At 34.3% G+C, this 21,597-nt stretch carries 19 protein-coding genes, 1 pseudogene and 2 other annotated features (1 of these 22 cut by a window edge); of the genes and pseudogenes, 1 reads left to right on the top strand and 19 read right to left on the bottom strand.

What is annotated here, in order from left to right:
* The first annotated feature begins 72 nt into the window (after nt 1-72).
* The gene (locus AAG068_RS09695; protein ID WP_342719110.1) at nt 73-687 is read left to right on the top strand and encodes a LysE/ArgO family amino acid transporter; all 615 of its coding nucleotides are present in this window, start codon (nt 73-75) and stop codon (nt 685-687) included.
* A 53-nt stretch (nt 688-740) separates the two neighbouring features.
* On the opposite strand, the gene AAG068_RS09690 is transcribed toward AAG068_RS09695, so the two are convergent.
* The 19 genes and pseudogenes from AAG068_RS09690 to AAG068_RS09600 all read right to left on the bottom strand — a co-directional run bounded on the left by AAG068_RS09690 (nt 741) and on the right by AAG068_RS09600 (nt 21,021).
* Nucleotides 741-1,970: an MFS transporter gene (locus tag AAG068_RS09690; protein WP_342719730.1), complete on the bottom strand. Its 1,230-nt coding sequence runs from the start codon at nt 1,968-1,970 to the stop codon at nt 741-743.
* Between the two features lie 235 nt (nt 1,971-2,205).
* Nucleotides 2,206-2,412: an alpha/beta-type small acid-soluble spore protein gene (locus AAG068_RS09685; protein ID WP_000113545.1), complete on the bottom strand. Its 207-nt coding sequence runs from the start codon at nt 2,410-2,412 to the stop codon at nt 2,206-2,208.
* Between the two features lie 126 nt (nt 2,413-2,538).
* The gene (locus AAG068_RS09680; protein WP_342719102.1) at nt 2,539-3,381 is read right to left on the bottom strand and encodes a sugar phosphate isomerase/epimerase family protein; all 843 of its coding nucleotides are present in this window, start codon (nt 3,379-3,381) and stop codon (nt 2,539-2,541) included.
* Between the two features lie 37 nt (nt 3,382-3,418).
* Nucleotides 3,419-4,402 carry a petrobactin biosynthesis protein AsbE gene (gene asbE, locus AAG068_RS09675; RefSeq protein WP_342719101.1) on the bottom strand — a complete coding sequence of 328 codons (984 nt, stop codon included), beginning with the start codon at nt 4,400-4,402 and terminating at the stop codon, nt 3,419-3,421.
* A gap of 23 nt (nt 4,403-4,425) precedes the next feature.
* Nucleotides 4,426-4,701: a petrobactin biosynthesis protein AsbD gene (asbD, locus tag AAG068_RS09670; RefSeq protein WP_342719100.1), complete on the bottom strand. Its 276-nt coding sequence runs from the start codon at nt 4,699-4,701 to the stop codon at nt 4,426-4,428.
* Complete coding sequence (locus AAG068_RS09665) at nt 4,698-5,936, bottom strand: AMP-binding protein (protein WP_342719099.1); 1,239 nt, start codon at nt 5,934-5,936, stop codon at nt 4,698-4,700. The genes asbD and AAG068_RS09665 overlap by 4 nt, the downstream gene beginning before the upstream one ends.
* Nucleotides 5,923-7,761, bottom strand: a complete 1,839-nt coding sequence (locus tag AAG068_RS09660) for an IucA/IucC family protein (protein WP_342719098.1) — start codon at nt 7,759-7,761, stop codon at nt 5,923-5,925. Before AAG068_RS09660 ends, AAG068_RS09665 begins: the two co-directional genes overlap by 14 nt.
* A 58-nt stretch (nt 7,762-7,819) precedes the next feature.
* Nucleotides 7,820-9,628, bottom strand: coding sequence for an IucA/IucC family protein (locus AAG068_RS09655; protein WP_342719097.1), 1,809 nt, complete (start codon nt 9,626-9,628; stop codon nt 7,820-7,822).
* 260 nt (nt 9,629-9,888) lie between these two features.
* Complete coding sequence (locus AAG068_RS09650) at nt 9,889-10,410, bottom strand: GNAT family N-acetyltransferase (RefSeq protein ID WP_342719096.1); 522 nt, start codon at nt 10,408-10,410, stop codon at nt 9,889-9,891.
* Nucleotides 10,411-10,506: 96 nt separating this feature from the next.
* Nucleotides 10,507-11,187 (bottom strand): MgtC/SapB family protein, encoded by a 681-nt coding sequence (locus AAG068_RS09645; protein ID WP_000119508.1) that lies wholly within the window; start codon nt 11,185-11,187, stop codon nt 10,507-10,509.
* Nucleotides 11,188-11,346: 159 nt separating this feature from the next.
* Complete coding sequence (locus tag AAG068_RS09640; protein ID WP_342719095.1) at nt 11,347-12,003, bottom strand: YkyA family protein; 657 nt, start codon at nt 12,001-12,003, stop codon at nt 11,347-11,349.
* 14 nt (nt 12,004-12,017) lie between these two features.
* Complete coding sequence (locus AAG068_RS09635; RefSeq protein ID WP_098671348.1) at nt 12,018-12,839, bottom strand: peptidoglycan-N-acetylglucosamine deacetylase; 822 nt, start codon at nt 12,837-12,839, stop codon at nt 12,018-12,020.
* Nucleotides 12,840-12,939: 100 nt separating this feature from the next.
* A pseudogene (locus tag AAG068_RS09630) lies at nt 12,940-13,399 on the bottom strand (sensor histidine kinase); the annotation flags it as partial.
* A gap of 236 nt (nt 13,400-13,635) precedes the next feature.
* Nucleotides 13,636-14,637, bottom strand: a complete 1,002-nt coding sequence (locus tag AAG068_RS09625) for an LCP family protein (RefSeq protein WP_342719094.1) — start codon at nt 14,635-14,637, stop codon at nt 13,636-13,638.
* A 322-nt stretch (nt 14,638-14,959) separates the two neighbouring features.
* Complete coding sequence (locus AAG068_RS09620; protein ID WP_342719093.1) at nt 14,960-17,266, bottom strand: glycoside hydrolase; 2,307 nt, start codon at nt 17,264-17,266, stop codon at nt 14,960-14,962.
* Between the two features lie 196 nt (nt 17,267-17,462).
* Complete coding sequence (locus AAG068_RS09615; RefSeq protein WP_342719092.1) at nt 17,463-17,672, bottom strand: DUF6366 family protein; 210 nt, start codon at nt 17,670-17,672, stop codon at nt 17,463-17,465.
* A 112-nt stretch (nt 17,673-17,784) separates the two neighbouring features.
* Nucleotides 17,785-18,678 carry a homoserine kinase gene (gene thrB, locus AAG068_RS09610; protein WP_342719091.1) on the bottom strand — a complete coding sequence of 298 codons (894 nt, stop codon included), beginning with the start codon at nt 18,676-18,678 and terminating at the stop codon, nt 17,785-17,787.
* Nucleotides 18,675-19,733, bottom strand: coding sequence for a threonine synthase (gene thrC / locus AAG068_RS09605; RefSeq protein WP_070805812.1), 1,059 nt, complete (start codon nt 19,731-19,733; stop codon nt 18,675-18,677). The genes thrB and thrC overlap by 4 nt, the downstream gene beginning before the upstream one ends.
* Complete coding sequence (locus AAG068_RS09600) at nt 19,726-21,021, bottom strand: homoserine dehydrogenase (RefSeq protein WP_342719090.1); 1,296 nt, start codon at nt 21,019-21,021, stop codon at nt 19,726-19,728. The genes thrC and AAG068_RS09600 overlap by 8 nt, the downstream gene beginning before the upstream one ends.
* 154 nt (nt 21,022-21,175) lie before the next feature.
* Nucleotides 21,176-21,407 (bottom strand) — a binding site (T-box leader).
* A gap of 114 nt (nt 21,408-21,521) precedes the next feature.
* Nucleotides 21,522-21,597, bottom strand: a binding site (T-box leader); it runs 156 nt beyond the window's last position.

The raw sequence follows: 21,597 nt of genomic DNA, 5'->3' as shown, positions 1-21,597 counted from the left end.
GGATGGATACAAATTTTCATTTCTTCTATACAATATACACTATCATAATGAATTAAAATAGGAGGTAATATGATGAGTGAAGCAATTATTCATGGTATCATTCTTGCATTTGGTCTTATCATTCCATTAGGTGTTCAAAATGTTTTCGTCTTTAACCAAGGTGCGAGCCAACCAAACATTTGGAGGGCAGCCCCTGTAGTATTAACGGCCTCTATATGTGATACGTTACTTATATTAATTGCGGTGCAAGGTGTCTCCCTTGTACTCCTTACTTTTTCTTGGCTAACTAACTCGTTATATATAATTGGATTTTTCTTTCTCCTGTACATGGGCTTTATTATTTGGAGAAGTAACCCTTCCAACGATGTAAAGCAAGAAAAAAGTATGCCATTAAAAAAGCAAATTCTTTTCGCCGCATCGGTTTCGTTATTAAATCCACATGCAATTTTAGATACAATCGGTGTAATTGGAACAAATTCTATTCAATACATAGGAAGCGAAAAATGGGCTTTCACACTGGCGACTATTATCGTTTCTTGGATTTGGTTTGTAAGCTTAGCTTTTGCGGGGAAATTTCTAAAAAGACTAGACTCAACCGGAAAGACAATCGTATTATTAAATAAATTTTCTGGTCTCATCATATGGGGTGTCGCACTTTATATGTTAAAACAAGTTATTTATTCTTAATGAACGAAAGAGAATTGCATGTTACTGAAAACATCATGCAATTCTCTTTCAAATTATGAAGTAGGTTCCGGTTTCTGTTTTACGTTCTTTGCATCTTTTGCTGGTTTAATCCAAATGATCGCTATAACAGCACCGACAGCAGCGAAAATACTTGTTAAATAAAACACTTCATGGTCAGCACCTTTCATGAAAAAAGAGTATAGAGGTGGTCCAGCTGCTACACCGATAAATCGCATAGAACTATAAAATGACGTAACCGTCCCCCTTTGCTCCTTTTTAATCCCTTGTGTAATGAGAGCATCTAAACATGGGAGTGCCATACCAATTCCTACCCCCATAATAACGAGACAAAGAAGTAGTAAATAAATCCCTTTTATAAATAAAGGAATGATAACTGATGCAGCAGCCATTAAAAAACCAATATAAATACACTTCTTCATAACGTTCTGATTATCTCCAATTTTTTTACCAGCCATATATGAACCAAGTGACAGTACAAGTAACGGGATAGCAAGTACACACCCTTTCCATATACCATGAATGTCATACTTTGATTCCAGTATAGTCGACAAATAAAAGAGAATTCCGAATAAAATAAGCATAATAATTGCACCTAATGCAAAAATGGCAATCAACCATCTTCCCTTTTCTCGAAACGTAGCGAGAATAGATTTGATAAACTCTTTAAGTGGTGGTACTTCTCCTTCTTGTTTCTTTGCCTTTACTAGAACGAGTAATAAAACAATTGATACTACGCATAAAATTGGAATCGCCCAAAATGGTAAGAACCATACAATGGCAGCAAGAGCAGATCCTAAAATAGGGCTCAGCACTTTTCCAAACGTATTGGATGTTTCGATGATTCCTAAACCTGTGCTAATTTGTTTTTCATCTTTGTATAAATCACCAACACACGGTATAACAACTGGCATCGCACCAGCAGCACCAATACCTTGAATCGCTCTACCGATCAATATCCAATTGTAGGGATTATCAACTTTCCAAGATACCCAACCAGTTATCGCTCCTCCTATAGCCGCAATTAGCAAACTCGGAACCATTACCATCTTTCGTCCCCATCTATCTGATAAATAACCAGCAATCGGTATAAGTAAAATGGCTACAATAGAGTAAATTGTAATAATCATGGATACTTGAAACGATGAAATATGTAATTTCTTTTCAATAGTCGGCAGAATTGGAATGAGCATTGAATTCCCTAACGTCATAACAAGTGGAACTGATGCAAGCGCAATTAAACAACAGTTTTCTTTTTTTAACATGTTGACTTCGGAACCTTTCATCATATATTTCTTACCATATAATAGCCCTGCTGGAACGTAATTTTTCATTCCACCAGGGCTATTACATCTTTACTACTTCCCATTCACAACAAAAGAAATTGGGGAAAATATAGTATTATTACTATTCTTTGAATCCAGTTCGCAATATATCCATACCAATTAATTGAAAAAAAAGAAAGGAAGAATCCTCCCTTTCTCCTATAACCTTCTACAATTAGCGAGTATATCCGCCACCAAGTTGTTGTTCTGCCATCGCTACAAGGCGTTTTGTAATTTCACCGCCTACAGAACCGTTTGCACGTGAAGAAGTATCAGCGCCAAGTTGTACACCAAACTCTTGTGCAATTTCATATTTCATTTGATCTAAAGCCGCTTGTGCTCCATGTGATGCTAATTGATTAGAATTACGATTTCTAGCCATTACCAATCACCTCCTTATTTAAATATAAATTGTGTTAAATTTCAATTTAAATACATGGTAATTTTTGGTTATTGTTTTTTATAAAAAAAGAGTCTCTACAATGAGAGACTCTTACATCATTTTATATTAAGAAATTACTACTTCTAAATTTCTATTTGTTAATACTTTCATTTCTTCTTTTAATATATCTTTCGCATTATGTCCAAACCATTCGAGTGAGGCAAAATGGTCAGTGCCTCTCACTTCCTGAATAATCTCATCATAATTTACGATACCTTCAAATAATGGCACCATCCCGATACGACTTCCCGCTGCTGCATATACATTATTAGGTTCAAACACATGTAAATACTCTGCTGAAGATATATTCTTAAAATGGTAATGTTGTATCCACGGCTTTAGACGATGGAAGCTGTCTATTGGATTTGCGCCGGACTCCCATATATGAAGAAAATCAAGGTTTATTTTCAAACTCGGATGATCTACTTCTCCTAATAATTCCAAAGTAGAAGGCAATGTATCCGTTAACGTATTTGGATGTGTTTCTAAAAGTACATACATATTATGCTGAGCAAATACTTCACAAATGATGCGAATACGCTTCACATACTCCTGCCTCTCCTGTTCCGAGAAATCTTCACTACCTTTTTGTCCAGCAAATGTACGAATTTTGTTCGTTTTAAACCAATTAGCTAATATTGCAAGTTGTTCACACTTCTCTATTGTTTTTTCAAAATCTGCTGATAAGGATATGTCTAAGTAATCACTTATCATCGTGATTTCTAAGTTTTTATCCTTTAAACAATTTAATTCCCGTTCTGTCGCTTCATACTCTTGTATATACAAATTTTGTGCATGAGTCCCCCACAATTCAATTCCTGCAAAACCGTTTTCATATGCAAATTGAACAATATCAGTAAATGAAATTAATTGATGACGAAAGGAAATAGTACATAATGAATATTTCATAGGTTTGAACTCCCTTATCTTAAATTCAGTTAGCCTTTTATAATGCTAAGACAGACTCGTTTGTTTTCATTTCTTTCCATGATAAAAACTGTCTCTCTAATTCAGCCTTAATTTGCAGTTCAATTGCATTCATTTCATCCAGCTTTTCAACAATTGATAATAGCATACTTTTATTATTCGTCATTGCCATTTTTATGGAACGATACTGTACATTTGTAAATCCTTGTACAATATCTTCTACTCGATCACACCAATAATCAAATTCTTGCTCTGAATATTGCAACGTTTCACGGAAGTATGCAAAGGCATGTTCATAACTATATTTACGAATTGCAAGTACTGGTATTTGTTTTACTGCCGCTACAAGGCCAGAAAGCGAATACCCCTCTTCTTCATTTGCCATTTTTATAATTAAATTTTTTAGCTCCATAGTCAACTCATTGTCGTTTCTTTTGAAAGTTTCTATGAAATAACTTGCTACCATTTCTTCTGTTGGCTCCTGAATTTCTTCTATATCAATGAAATACCCTCCGCCAAATGGGTTATCTTGAACAGAATGAAGCACTTTTTCTCTTTCCATATTCCCTTCCCAGCGAAAATCAGGATCTAGCATGAACCATTCTTCTTCTTTCTCCGTCTTTGATATCATTAAATAATGTGGAAATGGTTTTTGATGGAATTTATTTTCCCTCTCTGGCAATAGAGACATATCTACCATTACAATGACATAGCGATTCTCTGGCTTGTTTTCTACTAATTGTAAAAACGTTTCTACATTGCTATCCTTATCTTTTGCATGATCATACCATTCGTTCACTTTTGCGCCATACAATTTTTCATACCATAATAAATAATTATCGTGGTTAATATTTTCGGAGTGATACGAAATAACGCCACCTTCTGTTATATCAAAATCTCCGTCCCATAATCCAAAATAAAAAGGACGAAAATCTATATCGCTACGCCTTTTTATAATTTCACAAAAACAACTCACTAAACAGTGAACTTTAATTGAAGTCATGTTCTCATCTACTTTCTTAAAGGTTAGTTATTTACATTCACTTCCTGTAACGGCTCTAATTCCTCCATAAAATCAAGCAATGATCCTACAGTAAGAAAGGCTTTTGGGTCTACCTCATCCTCTGGAACGCATAGCTTTACATCCATTTCTATGTAAACTATGAGTTGTAACATCATTACCGAATCTATATATAAATCTTGATTTAAACGCATCGTTTCTTCTAAATACGTTACATTTTTTAGTTCCATTTTTTCTGTCATAATTTTCAACACTTCATTTTTTAATATTTCACGTCTCATGTTGTAACCTCTCCCATCTCTAGTAACTTTCTACTTACTTTTCCAGTTTTATTTTTCGGAATTTCAGTTACACTTTCAATCTCATGTGGAACTTTATAAGCTGGTAAATGCTGTATACACCATTCTCTTATTCGAACTGGATCAATATGAGAGATTACTTTCGCTTTAACTATTTCGCCCATCACAGGATGTTTCCCTCGATATACAATTGCCTCTTGAACGCCTTCTAGTCGAAGCATCATTTCTTCTACCTCTATAGGAAAGACTTTTAATCCTGAAACGTTAATCACATCATCCATGCGCCCCATAAAATGAAGGCCTCGCTCAGACTTATATCCCAAATCTTTCGTAAAAATTTCTTTACCGTTCATTTTCACTACGATTTCTTCAGGCATATTTTCATCTGAACCTATGCTTATACTCGTATGGGGTAGTGGATTTCCTAAATCTAAATGACTTTTCATATCATGACATATACTAATACAACCTGCTTCAGAACAACCGTATTGTTGCATCATATATGTTGTCGTTTCTTTTAGTTTATAAAACAAAGCTTCTGGTAAAGGCGCTCCGGATGTCATAATCTTATGAAACTGAAACGTACCTTGCGGGAAACTCCCCATAATATGTAGCATAAGTGGTACTGCATATATGATATGTTTTTCTGTAGTGCGAACTATATTTAAGGCGAATTTAGGATTTTTATTTGTAATGATAATCGGCTTACTTCCCCTCATAATTGCAGATAACGTACCACATATGAGTCCATATGAATGTGAAACAGGAGCCATAACAATCGGCACTTCATCTACTTCACAGTTTAAAGCCTCATTATAAGCAGTAATTTCTGTATCAACTTCCGTCCATGCTCTACGAATCAGTTTCGGTTCTCCAGTCGTTCCTGAACTATATTGCAATAAAGAAGGCTCTTCTAATAAAGAGTTCACTACTTCTAATTTCTTAAAATCGCTAATTTCTCTATAAAAAATTCCGATACAATTTGCACGCTTTGCCATTTCAATAGCGGTTTCTTTTGGTGTATCTTCATGTATAAGTAGTACTGATGATTTCTTTTCTTTTAAGAAAAAAACAAGCGTAATAATATCGAATGGATCTTTCAGACAAAGCGCAAATCTATTTCCTGCTGCTTCTTGAAATTGTTCCATTCCCTCATAAACTTGAAACCTCAAATCAAAATCACTTTTGCTATACTCTTCTTTATTAACGATTAGCATAATTTCCCCCTGTAACAACTGATTTTTGTTTGTTAAGTTGTCTTGCTCTATACAATGGATTTGGAACTTCATGAACAAGCGATTCCACATCCATATATAATCTACGCTTCGTTAATTGCTCAGCATAGAATGTAGGAGTGTATAGATGAATTCTTTCAAATCTATCTTTCAAGTGTGGATATTTTATAAAATGATTTTCAATTTCATCGACCACTACCATCCAAAAACTTTCTTCTTTCCAATCATATTTATCCGCAAGTACGAAAGCTAATTCTCCTACATTAAATAAGAACAGTGCATCTAATACCATCTCTTGTAAACATTCGATACGATCCATTTCAAAGAAATCATTCATTTTTCCATTCGCATACGTTTTATGCATTTTAGTAAAGTCGGGACATTTATCCATTTCTTTTAAGAATGGTCGATAAAACTCAAGTCCTTCATGGAAATCCTTTAATGCAATACGGACAGGTAGCCCTTCTTTATGAACTAAAATCATATTTTGTCCGTGTGATTCTAACGCGATCCCATGTTCTACAACAAGATGTATAACTGGAATAATTGTCTTTTGAATAAGTAATCGCAACCAATTTTCTATCCCATATTTGTTTAACCATGTATCAATAACTGGTGTCCCGTCCTTCTCTTTTGCATATAATCCGTTAAAAGGTACAGCATCTTCTTGCTCATCTAAATAATGATGAACACTTTCACGCCAAATGCACCCTAATGAACCATATGTGGCTTTCTTATTCGCATCATACGTTACACTCGAGAATTCCTGTAACAAAATTACACGCGATTCATCCCTTAAATAAGAATCCCGGCTTACGATATCGCTCAACCAGTTCGATATAGCTGGTGCACTCGCAACTGAATATGGTTTCAACGTACGGAGTGTTGAAGTATTCAGTATGTTCAGCGATAACTTTACATATGGTCTCTTTGGATTCGTAACATTTCTTAGCGTCCTCATTGACTGTTGCGCACAATAATCGTCCGCTGATCTCCCTAAATAAATAATGTTTTTATCTTGTATATGATCAGCGTAATTGGGAATGATGAAGTTTTCCCACTGCCAAGGATGAACAGGTATAAACACGTACTGCTTTGGATCACATCCCGTACTGTGAATTCGTTCTATATACGCTTCTAATGTAGGCTCGCCTACCTCACCTTTTAAAATATTGTCATAAATCACTTCATTTTCATAACCTACAGTCGCATATTTCTTATGAGCTGCAATCCATATAAGTTTTATTGGCCTCATAAATTCATATCCATATTGAAAATTGTCACGATATTGAAATCCAATGCGTGCTTTATATATAGGATGATATGGGTGGCCATCTACTAAATGGCTTTCAAAGTCATCGTATGATTTTTGAGTATAATTCATCTTATTATGTCTTTCATATTGTGCAATCGTGTCCTTAAATATCGTTTGTTCTAATTCGTGAATAAAAGAATTTAATTTCGTTTGTTCTACGTTAACAACTCGAAAAACTTCTTCCAAAAATTGCGAAACTGATTGTACTTCTTGTTTTTCCTCTTGAACTCTTACTATTAATGAATCTATAGAAATACGTCCAAATGTCATTCGTTCTCTTCCGTAACATTCGTACGTGACACTTTTTTTGTCTTCATTAAATCCTTGTATAAGAAAAAGAATTTGTTCTTCGCTTTCTATACGAACCGGCGTAATGATTCCCTCATAAATTAACGATTCTACTAATTGACGTAACACTCTTCTTCGCACTGAAATGTAATCTTCTGATTCGAGCGCTTTCAATATTTTTGTATGATACATGTCCACTCTCATAAGTCCCTCCACCTTATAAAAATACCATTATTTGTATTACGTGAAATTTTAACGTTATTTATGAACGGACAGCCACTTCTCTAACGAGCGGATTCCGTACCTGTACGTAAATTGCTTGTTCTAAAGGATTACTTAACTCGTCGACATCGAAAAATCTCGTTAATAAATTTGCTTTACATGCCAATTTATCCTCTTCTAACAATTCTCTTAAAAAGGTCGAGGGTTCACGGTTATGAGGAAGGAATGATTCAAGTACAGATCTTAATTCCACGAGAAGAATTTCTTCCTTAATTAATCCGGCTGTACCAAATCCGTTAATGAGTCCAAACATATGATTAAAAATTAAGTAGTAACGAAATCTTTCATCTACAATATAATCGTCATATAAATTTCCAGTACGTTCTCCAATACCAGCTAACTCATTATTAAGCATCTTTTTCATTGAATTACAGAAATAAAACCCTTGATTATCACGGAAATAATATTTTTCTGGGTAACCGTCCTTTAGCTGAATAACACTATTTTGCTGATGAGCTTCTAACGCAACACCATAACGTAAGTACATCCATACCATTGGCTTTAAAGAAATATTCATATATTGTCTAAACCAATCTAAACTTACTTCTTCGCAGCTTCTACTTTCTAAATCTGCTAGTCGATGAATAATATTTGATAAACGAGTACGTTCTCCAGGTATAGCATCTTGCACTAGTCCAGCAATTAATGTAGCGTCGTTTGCATGTTCTCTATAAAAAGGATTCTCTCGTATAATTACTTCAAACCCAGATTCTTCTGCTCCGTAATGTAATGTAATAAATGCTGGATCACAAATAAAATCAAATCCTGGAAATTGTTCTAACACTTCACCAATTGCTGTATTTAGTATTTCCTTTCCTTCAAGGCCACTCTCTAGTTCCTTCAATTTATTAATGCGCATTGAATTTGTTACTTTTACTGGAAATGAAAACTTAAGCATATATTTTGATTTGGGATGGTATAACGTCCTAAGTGATGATGTTGCCATATAACACTTACCGGCTGGACCGATATATTCAAGTACTCCTTGATTTATCCAATCTTGTACGTAAGGTTGGTGTAATAGCCATTCTGCCTGAAGCGGATGTATTGGAAGTAATGAATATTCATCTTCCCTACAATACTTCAATATAAATTCTTTACTAACCACCTCATCATTACGTAGCTCTTCTTTTATAATTACTGTTGTAGAATCAAATAATAATGATTTTTCATGTACTATACTTTTATGTGCCCTAAAATAATGAAGCTGACATTCTCCTTTTAATTCTGGAGAATATATTGCATTTTTCCATTCCAAAATACCTTGTCTACTCTTTGGCGTTGGATGAGTTAAATGTCCAAATAATAAAGATTGCTCCGCTTCTATAAAGGATGTATGGAAACCATATAATGCAGATGTATCTTCTATTCTCTCCTTTATAAATTCCTCAATATTTTGACAACTACGTATAACTCGAAGCATAAGTTCGGCAGGATTCGTCCCTTCTCCGTAGTTGATAGACATCTCTTTTATTAAGAGTGTAATAACCGTCACGTAATCAGCTTTAATAGCAGAATTACTATCTCCAATTTGATAATAAAATTGTTCTCCAAACAAATGACGATCTGTTGCTGATTTATATATAACTTCTCCATACAAAGTAACGTTCTGTGCCGATAGCCGACAACATAAATATGTGGGGACTGTATCTCTATTCAACGTATTACTGAAGATACTTTCCATTCTTTCATCCTCTGTAATCCATTCTCCACTCCCTGTTTCTCTTAAATAACAGTTTAAAAAGCTTTGTAATGTTGCATGTTCTGCGATTTGTTTCGCATGCTGCATGTTGGTCCTCCTCTTTATATTAACGCTATGAAAATTTCATATTACAATTGATAATTGAATATCGTTATCAACTATGATTCTAATTGATAATGATATTCAATTCAATAGTATATTTCAGAATTTTTTTATCTGATTTAATTTTTATTGTTTTCTCTCTTTTCTTTAATCTAGTTAAAAATACACGAAAAAAATACTCAGTTTCAAACAATATACTTACTATTTTTCATTAGTAATCTATCCAAAATAGTTAAACAAAAAGTTTACATAATAATATTATTTATATCTCTCCAACGATACGCTGTCTCTTCTACCTGTACTCGCTCTAAAAATTTTGTATCAATTTTTTCTGGATTAAATTTTTCATAAAACTTTTTAAAAGGATTATTCGTGACAACCCATACTAAAAGTGATTGCATATCATTGTTTATACATTCCGATAGTAAAGCTTGAAATAACTTTTGTCCTATTTTCATTCCTTGATACTCTTGTAAAAGGTAGATCGCATATAATTCTCCATCACAATTATATGTACCAGTTCTTTCTGCTCCTCCATCGATGAATCCAACTATTTCTCCATTTAACGTCTCTGCTACAAATCTATATTGGTATTTATCTTCTTGTCGAAAAATATTTTCCCATTGTTTTTCCCGTTGCTCATATGTTATATTTTCTAAAATTTCGTCGGCAAATATCCCTTTATATGTTGTTTTCCAGCTATCAGCATGTACCTTTGCTATACCTGGTATATCATCTTTTATCGCTCTTCTAATATGTATTTCCATCATTTCTCCCCCTTGTTATTCATCATTATATCAATTTATTTCCTTAAAAATCCAAATAAAAAAAGAGTGAATTCACTTCACTCTTTTTTATCATCATTATCTACTTTCTACTTCAACTGAAACTACTCGATCAATCTCTTTTAGGGAACTGTATAACTCTGTTGTATACAAGTCTTCTGGAGCTAAAATAACCATCTCCAGTTGCTGAAATGCTCCACTATCTATATCTTTAATTTTTACGCGTTTCACATGCATACCTAAATTTTTAATTTGCTTAAATATACCGTCTAACTCATGATGCTCTTTTACAGTAATTTTTATAGATAAATCCTTTTGTCTTAATGAATAAGGACCTGCAATTTTCACAAGTTGCGGAAGTACGTTAATCGCTAAAATGATTAAAATCATAGCAACAGTCGCTTGTAAATAAAAGCCCGCTCCAATTGCTATACCTAAAGCTGAAGCAGCCCACACCATAGAAGCTGTCGTTAATCCCGAAATAACATCATTACTTCTTCGTAAAATAACACCTGCTCCAAGAAAACCAATCCCGCTCACAATTTGAGCAGCTAAACGCATTGGATCCATATTTGTATGCCCTGGAACAGAATATACATGTACGGATTCAATTGAAACCATCGTAATTAAACAACTTGCTACAGAAATAACCATACTTGTTTTCACGCCAAGCGGTTTATTCTTTAGCTGCCTATCTATCCCGATGAATAATCCTAAAAAGAGCGCTAAACCTAATTTGAGTAAAAATTCATATGACATATTTCCAGTCTCCTTACTTTACAATGTTTCCCTTAGAATAATTCACTATAACTCTTTTATGATATCAATTCCAGTCTTTTCTATTCATTTAACGTAAAAAACCGAAAAAACATTTGTGATGATGTTTCCCCGGCTTTTTATTACGCTTAAGATTCTTCTTTATTTCTGATCTTTAATCTTAATCTCTGCATCTTTGTAGAATGCTAATTTACTGTCATTATACTCTTTTGTAAAATTGTTAAATTGTTCTTTTGATTTTTGTGCTTCCACAGTTAATTCATTAACAGCTTTAACTTTTTCACCAATCTCTTTTAATTTCGTTTCTTTTACTTTTAACTTTTCATACAGTTCTTTTTCAGTCGCTAACGCCTTCGTATAATTTTCATTCATCTTTTTGAATGCATCATAGCGGTTTTTATACGAATCTTCTACTGCTTTCGCTTGTTTTTGTAACTTCTTATCTTCAAGCTTCTCTATATTTCCTTGAATAGATTTCGTTTCTTTCTGCGCTTTTTCTAGCATTTCTTTCTCATTTTTCAATACTTTTTCACGTTCATCTACATTTGCAGTAGCTTGCTCTATTTTCTTCATAACAGCGTCATTATGATCTTTACCTTCTTGTAAAATTTGAGAATATAGTTCTTGACCTTCCTTCTCTAACTTCTCTAATTTCTTCGCTTCATCAACTAATGATTTTTCTTGTGTCGCCGCTGTTTCAAAAGCTGTATATAGGTTTTCTTCTGGTTTTTCACCGAAACAACCTGTTAATAGGCCTACTGATAGTGCTCCAACTACTGCTACTTTTCCATACTTCAACGTTCATTCCTCCATTACATACGGTTATCATGCCAGAAATTCACTGGGAAGTGACTCTCTTCATGATAAGCTTCAAACTCATAACCCTTTTCTTTTAACCCTTTTAAAATTGCTGGTACAGCAGCAACTGATTGTGGGTGAATGTCATGCATTAAAATGACTTCTTGTGGTTTTGTTGCATTAGTTAATACATTTTGAGCAATTTGTGCTGCAGCTGCATCAACTTGCATTTTGTTATATTTCCAGTCTAATGAATCAATTGTCCAATCCCATACTTTAAAACCGCCTTCTACCACTTTATTTCGAAGACCTTCATTTAATCCAGGCATCGAACCGTATGGCGGACGTGTTAATTTAGGTGATTTCCCAATAATATTTGCGATTAAGCTTTGATCTTCTTTCATCTCATTTACATACTCACCATTTTTATATAACTTCGCAAAATTATGTGTCATACTATGCATACCTACATAATGACCCTCTGCATTTTCACGTTTCACTAAATCCGGAAATTCTTTTACATTTGCTCCGATTAAAAAGAACGTCGCCTTCGCATCATGCTGTTTTAACGTATTTAACAATTCAGCCGTATATTTCCCTGGGCCATCATCAAATGTAAGATAAGCAACTTTTCTTTCTTTTCCATTAAAACGACTTGGGGCCGTTTTATTCATTTCTACTTTCGGTTGTTCACTTGCAAGCTGTACTACATTTTCTTGTTTTGCAACAGCCTTTGCTGGTGAAGTAATGGATTGAAACATGAAATACCCAATAGCTACTGCTGCAATCGCTATTAAAACGACCACTACTCGTTTAATTTTTAAAGCTTTTTCCATTCTATCGAATTCCTCTCCCTATTAATCTTATATATAAATCACCCAATATAATTATACATCTATTTATTTTATTACACTATATAAACAGACTTTATATGTATTATAATGAGAGTTTTATCAAAATGGTTGTTCCTATTCCTTCTTTACTTATAATACGAATTGTACCTCCATGAAGCTCTACCATTTTTTTAACGATAGCTAAACCAAGACCAGCACCTGTAGCACGGTTATTAATCTGGTAAAATGACTGTTCTATATATGGTAAATGCTCTGTAGCAATTCCAATACCTTCGTCTTTCACCTTTATTACTGCTTGTCCTTCTAGTCGCTTCAATATATACTTTACCATTTTTATGTGAATATTTAATGGCATTTTGAACAATATTCAAGAAAACTTGCTTTAGCCTATTTCGATTTCCCATCAATTCAATTTGTTCTATAGTTTTGATGAATTGTATTTGCTTCTCTTCAGCATTAGGAGTTAATTGCCAAATCGTCTCCTCTAGTATATCGTATAATTGCACCTTTTGTTTATACAAATTGAAATGATTTAAGTATAAGTTTTCTAAAATAAAGTGAAACTTTAATCAGTGGGGGTTTTCTTCATCCCCCACTGATTATTAGCCCTCACCAATCGGACTTTTATGGGCAGCCCGACCCCCACCTAAATTCTTTGCTTTCGCTGAATTTTGAGGTGGGGGTCTTACTGCCCATTAAAGTGGGATAAAAAATCGTTACAGAAAAGTTACAAATCCATCTCGATAAAAAAAGATTGGCAAAGGCCAATCTTTTTTTATTATTCATTTCGAACTGGCTTTGGTGTTACACCTAAATGCTCATTTAATTTTTTTGAAATATCTTTTACATTTTTTTCGTTTGGAATGTAATAATAAATACCTCCGATACGTTTATCCGTACCTTCTACTTGCATTTTTTCCATTTCCAAATTAGATCCTGCCATATTTTTTGTAATAGCAAGCATATCATCAAAAGTTAAGTTCGTTTTCATATTTTTATCAACCGCATCAAGTAAAGAGCCCATTTTGCTAATAGATTGAACAGACATCGCTTTTTTAGCAATTGCTTCTATTACAAGTTGTTGTCTTTGACCACGCATTGCATCACTGTCAATTTTACGCGTTCTTGCAAGCGCAAGTGCTTGTTCTCCATTTAAATGTTGGTAGCCTTTCTCTAAATGAACCATACCCGCTTGGTCTTTACTATCTTGTTCAGTGAAAGTAACTGGTACATCAATATCAATACCACCGAGTGAATCGACGATTTGTACGAATGATTCAAAGTTAAACTTCACATAATAATCAACAGGAACATTTAAAAATCTTTCCACCGTATCTCTTGTACTTTCAACACCACCAAATACGTGTGCATGTGTAATTTTATCTAATTTCTTTCTAGATGGAATGTATACACGTGAATCACGTGGAATACTTACTAATTTAACTGATTTATCATCTTTATTAATTGTTGCTAATAAGAGTGCATCTGTACGAACAGCTTCACCATATTGGCTTTTACGCATTTCGCTGCCGTCTACACCCATAATTAAAATAGAAATGTTATCCTTTAAAGGCTCAACTTCTTTATCTCGTTTCGATGATTTATCAATTTGTGCATACGCATCACTTACAACAGCTTTTGCTTTATTATATATTAATGATCCATATCCTACTCCTCCAAAAATAAGTAGGAAAAATGGAATTAAAATGAACCATTTTATTGACTTTCTTTTAGAACGTTTTTTACTGCTTCTCGTATTTTGTTCTAATTCAGAGCTCATTTTCATTCGCCTCTCTTTCTCTTTCCCTAGTATAATGTATGTCTAGCAATCTTCATATTGAATTTCCTTTCAATCACCTTACATTTTTGTAAGGTTACATGATAAATCCAATATGTATTCCATTTCACATTATACTCTCGTGCTTATTTTTGGCAAGTCACTATTTTCTAACTTCAAATATTTAGCATTTCGTAACATCCGAAATTACCGATTTGTAAACTCATTCATTTCGAATCGTTCAATTTCTCTATAAAAAGTCAGCAAGAATAAAGAACAAAATTAGCAATATAATCCGTATGAATATAGTAATGTACATTTCATATTATTTTTTCTCAAACGGTGTATACATTGTTTTCTTCCCATGATTATTAATGAAAGCGGATTTTGCTTTTAGTTTCGTCTTTTCTATTTCTATCTCTTCATTTGAGAAATTTACAATAATTTTAATATCTTTTCCATAAGAAGCAGATTGAACTAATTTATCTTCTGACAAATATGCAAAGTTCGTCATTTCTTCTTTTACTGCCTTTTCATGAACGTCATTCCAAACTTTCAGGTGCTGCGTAATTTCTTGTTTATGCTTATTCCACTCCACTTCATCTAAGTGGTACAACGGAGGAACATTATACAATAATTCGTATAGTATACGGCTCCCGACCTCATCTTTTACTTTCAAACTGCCCCATTCCCAGTGGTGCGTTGTAATCACAGAATCATTGTATACTAATTTATATAATGGTACGGAATATACAGGGTTTAAATACACTTGTTTATATTCTTCTTTTAACGGTACTTGTTTTGCATACTTTTCTGGAACATTTTGATTCGGTGACCAATATCCTCCCACATAATACGGACTTGTTTTGTTTTTCCTCATATCTTCATCGTCCCATTTAATTACAGGTGTTTCAATACCATGAGCAAATGCAATCGTGCTACTTGCAAAATCATTTCCACCCTCAGAGCCTACTACCATACCTTTTTCTTGTGAAATATAATCCATTCGTTGCAGTCTTGCTTTTAAATCTTGTTCTTGGGTCGTTATATGTTTAGCCGAATAGTCATCGTAAATTTCCCCTGTTGCATCACAATCAATAAACCATGAATTATATTTAGGTCCATTTTGTAATATATCGTTCATTCGCTCTTTTACACTAGGAAGAGATAAAGTTGGGTTTAACTTTCGTCCTCTACCTAAAAACCCTTGCACCTTTTCTCCATTTTTCTTCGTCACAGTTGCCTCTTCATATAACGATGGATCCTGAAAAGAAGCTGTATTCCAATTTTTATCAGCCTTTTCGTGAATAGAATGGTAAGAATCATACGGACCAACTAAATATCCCATTTTTTTAACTTCTGTCACGAAATTAGGCTGCATATAGCCTTGTTCCCAGTTCGGTAACCCAATCCACGCATTGTCTATTCCTGCCGCTTTCATTTCCTTTATAATATCCGTTCCATCTGCGTTCCCCCACTTACTTACTTCTTCAATCGCATCACCGAGCGCCGACTTTAATATATGCTTATTTAAGTTATATAACTCCATCTTCGATAAGTGATCCACGCCTCTCTTTAATAACTCACTAGCCTTCTGATCAACTTTTTGGAAAATATCCTCTTTATACAATTCCTTCATTGATAATACTTCATTTACATAGCGCAACATAACATTTTTTTGGTACTTATCAATGAAATCTTGTTTACTTACTTGATCAAATACATTCAATTCCCCAGGCTCCGAACTATTCTTTTGAATAAGTTCTTTTATATGGCTAAATACAGGACTATTTATTTGCTCTCTTATCTTCGGCCAATTTACATTACTGTCAGACAAACCATTTTGATTCCAAAAATAAAAATGAGCCGCACCATAAAGTTTTTCAATCTCTTTATTTTTTCTAGCCTTTTCTTGTAATGTTTTAAATTCACCTTTTCCAGCAATATTATCCTTATACAGTTTAGCAATACTGACTGCATCATTATTTGTCACATATAATTGAAATCCATATGTTTTACTTTTATTTATACTCGGAAATTCATGTATAAAATCAAATCCTATTTTCGGATCTGAATGAAATTTCAATTCATTATTAAACATATTGTTCGCGATATATACAATGGAATATTTCGAACCATTTAACGCAAAAAACTTCATAGAAAATGATTCAGCAAATGAATATGCATCATCCTTTAAAAACTTCTTCCAATTTTCATCATTACTCGGAATTTTCTTCCCTTCCCATAACGGAAGTGTATAATTTTCAGCTTGTACTTTCGGCCATGTGAAGCTTTCTGAACCAATTGATTCCACTTCAATATTTAAGTGATCTTTTTTCTTTTCTACATTCACTTTTACTTTTTGATCTGGATATTCCCAAGATGTACGCCCCTTGTCTTTTTTTACATTCGACACCTTCATTTTCGGTAACGGCTGTGACGCCTGTTCCTTTACACCATCATGTTCTACAGTTAACGTGAAAGTCTCTGGATTTACATCATAAGTAAACTCTTTATACGTTGCTTTCTTTATTTTAGACTCTTGTACAGCATTGTTACCTTTTACATCACACCCAACTAATGTCGAAAATGACATAGTTGTAAGAAGACATATCGCTATCATTTTTTTCATCTTCTGCACCTCCACCACTGAATATACAGAGGCTTTGTTACAGGAATGTGGCAAAAAAATAGAACTAGCATAAACTAGCTCTATTTTACATATGGACAACTATAATTTGCATAAAGTATATGTAGTACAATAACCGTGTTTTTTCATACTCACTACTTATAAAAGCAAATCATTCTATATTATATACACTTATTTCTTAACTAAAGAAATAAGTGTATATAATATAACCTAAAGCTAGCACTAAAATTACTAGCGCGGTGCCTTTCCAATTCATACCACCTGTCATATCAACTGGACTACCTGTTTCAGCTCTGTTTAATCCATCCTTTAAAGAACCAGTAGGATTATTTTTCAATTCATTTTGCCGCATACGTTCTCTTTTTTCTTCCGGTGACTCTTTCTTCATGCGATCACCTCCAAATGAATACACACTTTACTAAATTATACATTATTACTTTTCTTTTATATGCCAACTGAAAAACTATTTACAACAAAAAAAGCTAGCAATGCTAGCTTTTTTATAGTTCTATATGCTCTTCTTTATTTACAGTAATTCCTCTATGATCGATTTCTAGCTCGCACACTTTCATTGACGTAAATACTCTCGCTAATTGCTCAGCAATTTCTTGGCGTTTCTCATATGGCGTTAATATAAAAATGGATGGTCCTGCACCGCTAAGCGCTGTGCCGTATGCACCAAACTCTTTTGCACATTTACGAATAGATGGTAATAACGGTACGAGTTCTAAACGGTATGGCTCGTGAAAATGATCTCTTTCCATCATTTCTCCTACAACTTCCCATTTCTTTTGACAAAACGCAGCTACTAATACGTTGCTGATCGCACTAGCCTTAACAGCTTCATGAAACGGAAACATATCTGGTAATACAGAACGGCTTTCATCTGTATTTAGCTCTTCATTTGGAATAAGAGAAATTACACCTAATTCCTTACTTTCAATTCTTACAACCGAAACATTCTTCCCATCAAGTGCCCCGATTACAGTTCCCCCTAGAATGGAGGCAGCAACATTATCAGGATGTCCTTCAAAATTTGTAGCAATTTGTACCTTTTGATCAGTCGTTAAGTTCAATTTTCCTAGTTGATTCGCAAGCTCTATCCCAGCTACAATTGCTGATGCACTACTTCCTAGTCCTCTTGTTAGTGGAATATTACTAGTAACTTCTATTATATGGGGTGATAAAGAAGGACTTACTTTACATGCCGTACTAACGATTAAATTTTTATCATCTATCGGAATTGAATCATCAAAGGAATGGATTACTTGCCATTTATCAGCTTTCTCTTTTACTACTACATGTAAATACAATGACAACGCTATTCCTACTGAATCAAATCCAGGTCCAACATTCGCTGTACTAGCAGGAACACGAATACTGAATGGTATCACGACATAATCACCCCTTTAATATGCTCTTTAATTTGTTCTATATTATTTGAAACACTTGCAATATCCAATGTATTAGAAGAAATTGCGATATCAGGGTCTTTTAAGCCATTTCCAGTTAAAACCGCAACAACTGTTTCTCCTTTTTTGATTTTTCCAGATTGAACATGTTTCATTACGCCAGCTAATGAAGCATTTGATCCCGGTTCAGCAAAAACTCCTTCCGATTTTGCTAATAATCTATACGCATGTAAAATTTCTTCATCTGATACCATATCTATTTCACCGTGAGACTGCTCAGCAGCCTCTACTGCATATGACCAACTTGCTGGGTTACCGATGCGAATCGCTGTTGCAATTGTTTCAGGTTCTTCAATGACATGTCCTTTTACAATAGCAGCTGCTCCTTCCGCTTCAAACCCGTGAATTCTTGGCTTCTTATAGCCTTTTTCTTTCTCATATTCACAGAAACCTTTCCAGTACGCTGTAATATTTCCAGCATTCCCAACAGGAATCGCTAAAACATCTGGTGCACTTTGTAACTGATCACAAATTTCAAACGCTGCTGTTTTTTGCCCTTCAATTCGATAAGGATTCACTGAGTTTACTAATGTAATCGGCTCTTCTGCAGCAATATTTCTTACAGCCTTAAGTGCATCATCAAAATTTCCTTCTATTGAAATGATTTCAGCTCCGTAAGCAACTGCTTGCGCTAATTTTCCATGTGCAATTTTCCCTTCTGGGATTACAATAATACATTTCATTCCAAGACGTGCCGCGTATGCTGCGGCCGATGCTGATGTATTACCTGTTGACGCACAAATGATTGCCTCTGAACCTTCTTCTTTCGCCTTCGCAACTGCCATTACCATACCACGATCTTTAAAAGAACCTGTCGGATTCGCTCCTTCATACTTACCATATAATTGAATTCCTAATTGTTTTGATATATTTAATAACGGAATAAGCGGTGTATTCCCTTCCATTAAGCTGACATCAGGTGTATTTTCATTCACCGGTAAATAAGAAGCATACTGTTTTAATAGTCCTTTATACATATTGTTTTTCCTCCTCAATAATGTAATAGCTGTTTATTTCACTTGCAACCTCTTCTATCGCTCCTAAAACTCGTTCAAATTGATACTTTGAAGTTTGATGTGTCACAACAACGACTTCTGCAAGTTCACGATTTAAAGGTAACTGAATAACTTCTTTTAAACTTACGGAATAATTAACGAAACATTCTGTTATTTTTTGTAACATCCCAGGTTCGTCTCGTAATGAAATACGTAAGAAATATTTCGAAACGACTTCTTCATCTCCCTGTAATTCGTACGGCTCTGGTTCTTTTAACGCACTTTTATTTTTCTGAACTTGATTCATATTTTTAACGATTGAAATAATATCACTTACTACAGCAGAACCAGTCGGTAACTTCCCAGCTCCAGGTCCGTAAAACATTACTTCTCCTACCGCTTGACCGTGAACATATACTGCATTAAATTCATTATTTACATTCGATAATGGATGATGACTAGGTAAAAGAGTCGGTTCTACACTTAAATGAATAGCTGACCCTTGTTTCTCTGCTTTACCAATTAATTTCATAGTAAATCCTAACTTTTCAGCCATTTGTAAATCTTCTTTTTCGACCTTTCGAATCCCTCTTACTTGCACATCATCTAAAGAAACATTCATCGAAAAACCTAAGTTTGCAAGAATCGCTACCTTTCTCGCTGCATCTAGCCCATCTACATCCTCTGTTGGATCCGATTCTGCGAAACCTAATTTTTGTGCTTCCTGTAAAGCCTCTTCATACGTCCATCCATTTTGACTCATCTTTGTTAACATGTAATTTGTTGTACCATTTACAATTCCCATTATTTTTTCAATTTGATCTGATGCTAATCCGTCTGTTAACCCTCTTAACACCGGAATACCGCCCGCTACACTTGCCTCATAACATAAATCACAATCATTATCGTTCGCCAGCTGGAGAAGCTCTGCACCGTAGACAGCCATTAAATCTTTATTTGCTGTCACGACATGTTTCTTATTTCGTAAAGCCTTAACAATATGCTGCTTCGCTTCTTCAATTCCGCCCATTACCTCTACTACAATATCAATATTTGAATCATTTAGAACTTCATCGACATGACTTGTTACTACGATTCCATCAATACAAACATCACGTTCTTTTTCTAAATCACGTACAACGACTGTCTTCACTTTCACTTCATACCCTGTATCAAGTGAAATTTTTTTGCAATGTTCTTTCAAAATATGGACAACACCACTTCCGACCGTACCTAATCCTAACACCCCTACATTAATAACATTATTCATCTTCTAATCTCCTCCTACAATTTTATTTTTTATCTTTATCAATCACCTTGCTCTGCTTTTCAATCATGCAGGTGGTGGTTATTTCCGTACGTACAAATCGTTTCATGTTGCTGCACCTCCTTTCAAAATAATAAAAAAACACACTCATCCCTAGGAAAGGGACGAATGTGTTTTCGTGGTTCCACCCTTGTTCCAACCTAGACTTATTTCTTTCTAGATTGCTCAAGTTCAGATAACGGCTGATTCCGTCAATAATTACTAGATTACTCGTTCACTATTGAAGTTCAAAGGTGGTAAAATCATTTCTCGTGTTAGGAAGCTCACACCCTTGGCTTCCCTCTCTGTAAACCGTAAAAATGATTTCATGTCCTTATCGTTACTTTTCGTTCATGTTTATTTGTTAACTCATTATACTCGCATAAAAAACAAAATCAATACTATTTTTAAATTATTTTAAATTTTCAATCTTAATTCCCGTAAAAAAACACACTCATCCCTAGGAAAGGGACGAATGTGTTTTCGTGGTTCCACCCTTGTTCCAACCTAGACTTATTTCTTTCTAGATTGCTCAAGTTC

Origin of the sequence: Bacillus paramycoides (genome assembly GCF_038971285.1) — a bacterium.
Classification (GTDB): domain Bacteria; phylum Bacillota; class Bacilli; order Bacillales; family Bacillaceae_G; genus Bacillus_A.
This window is presented reverse-complemented; position numbering and strand designations above follow the sequence as displayed.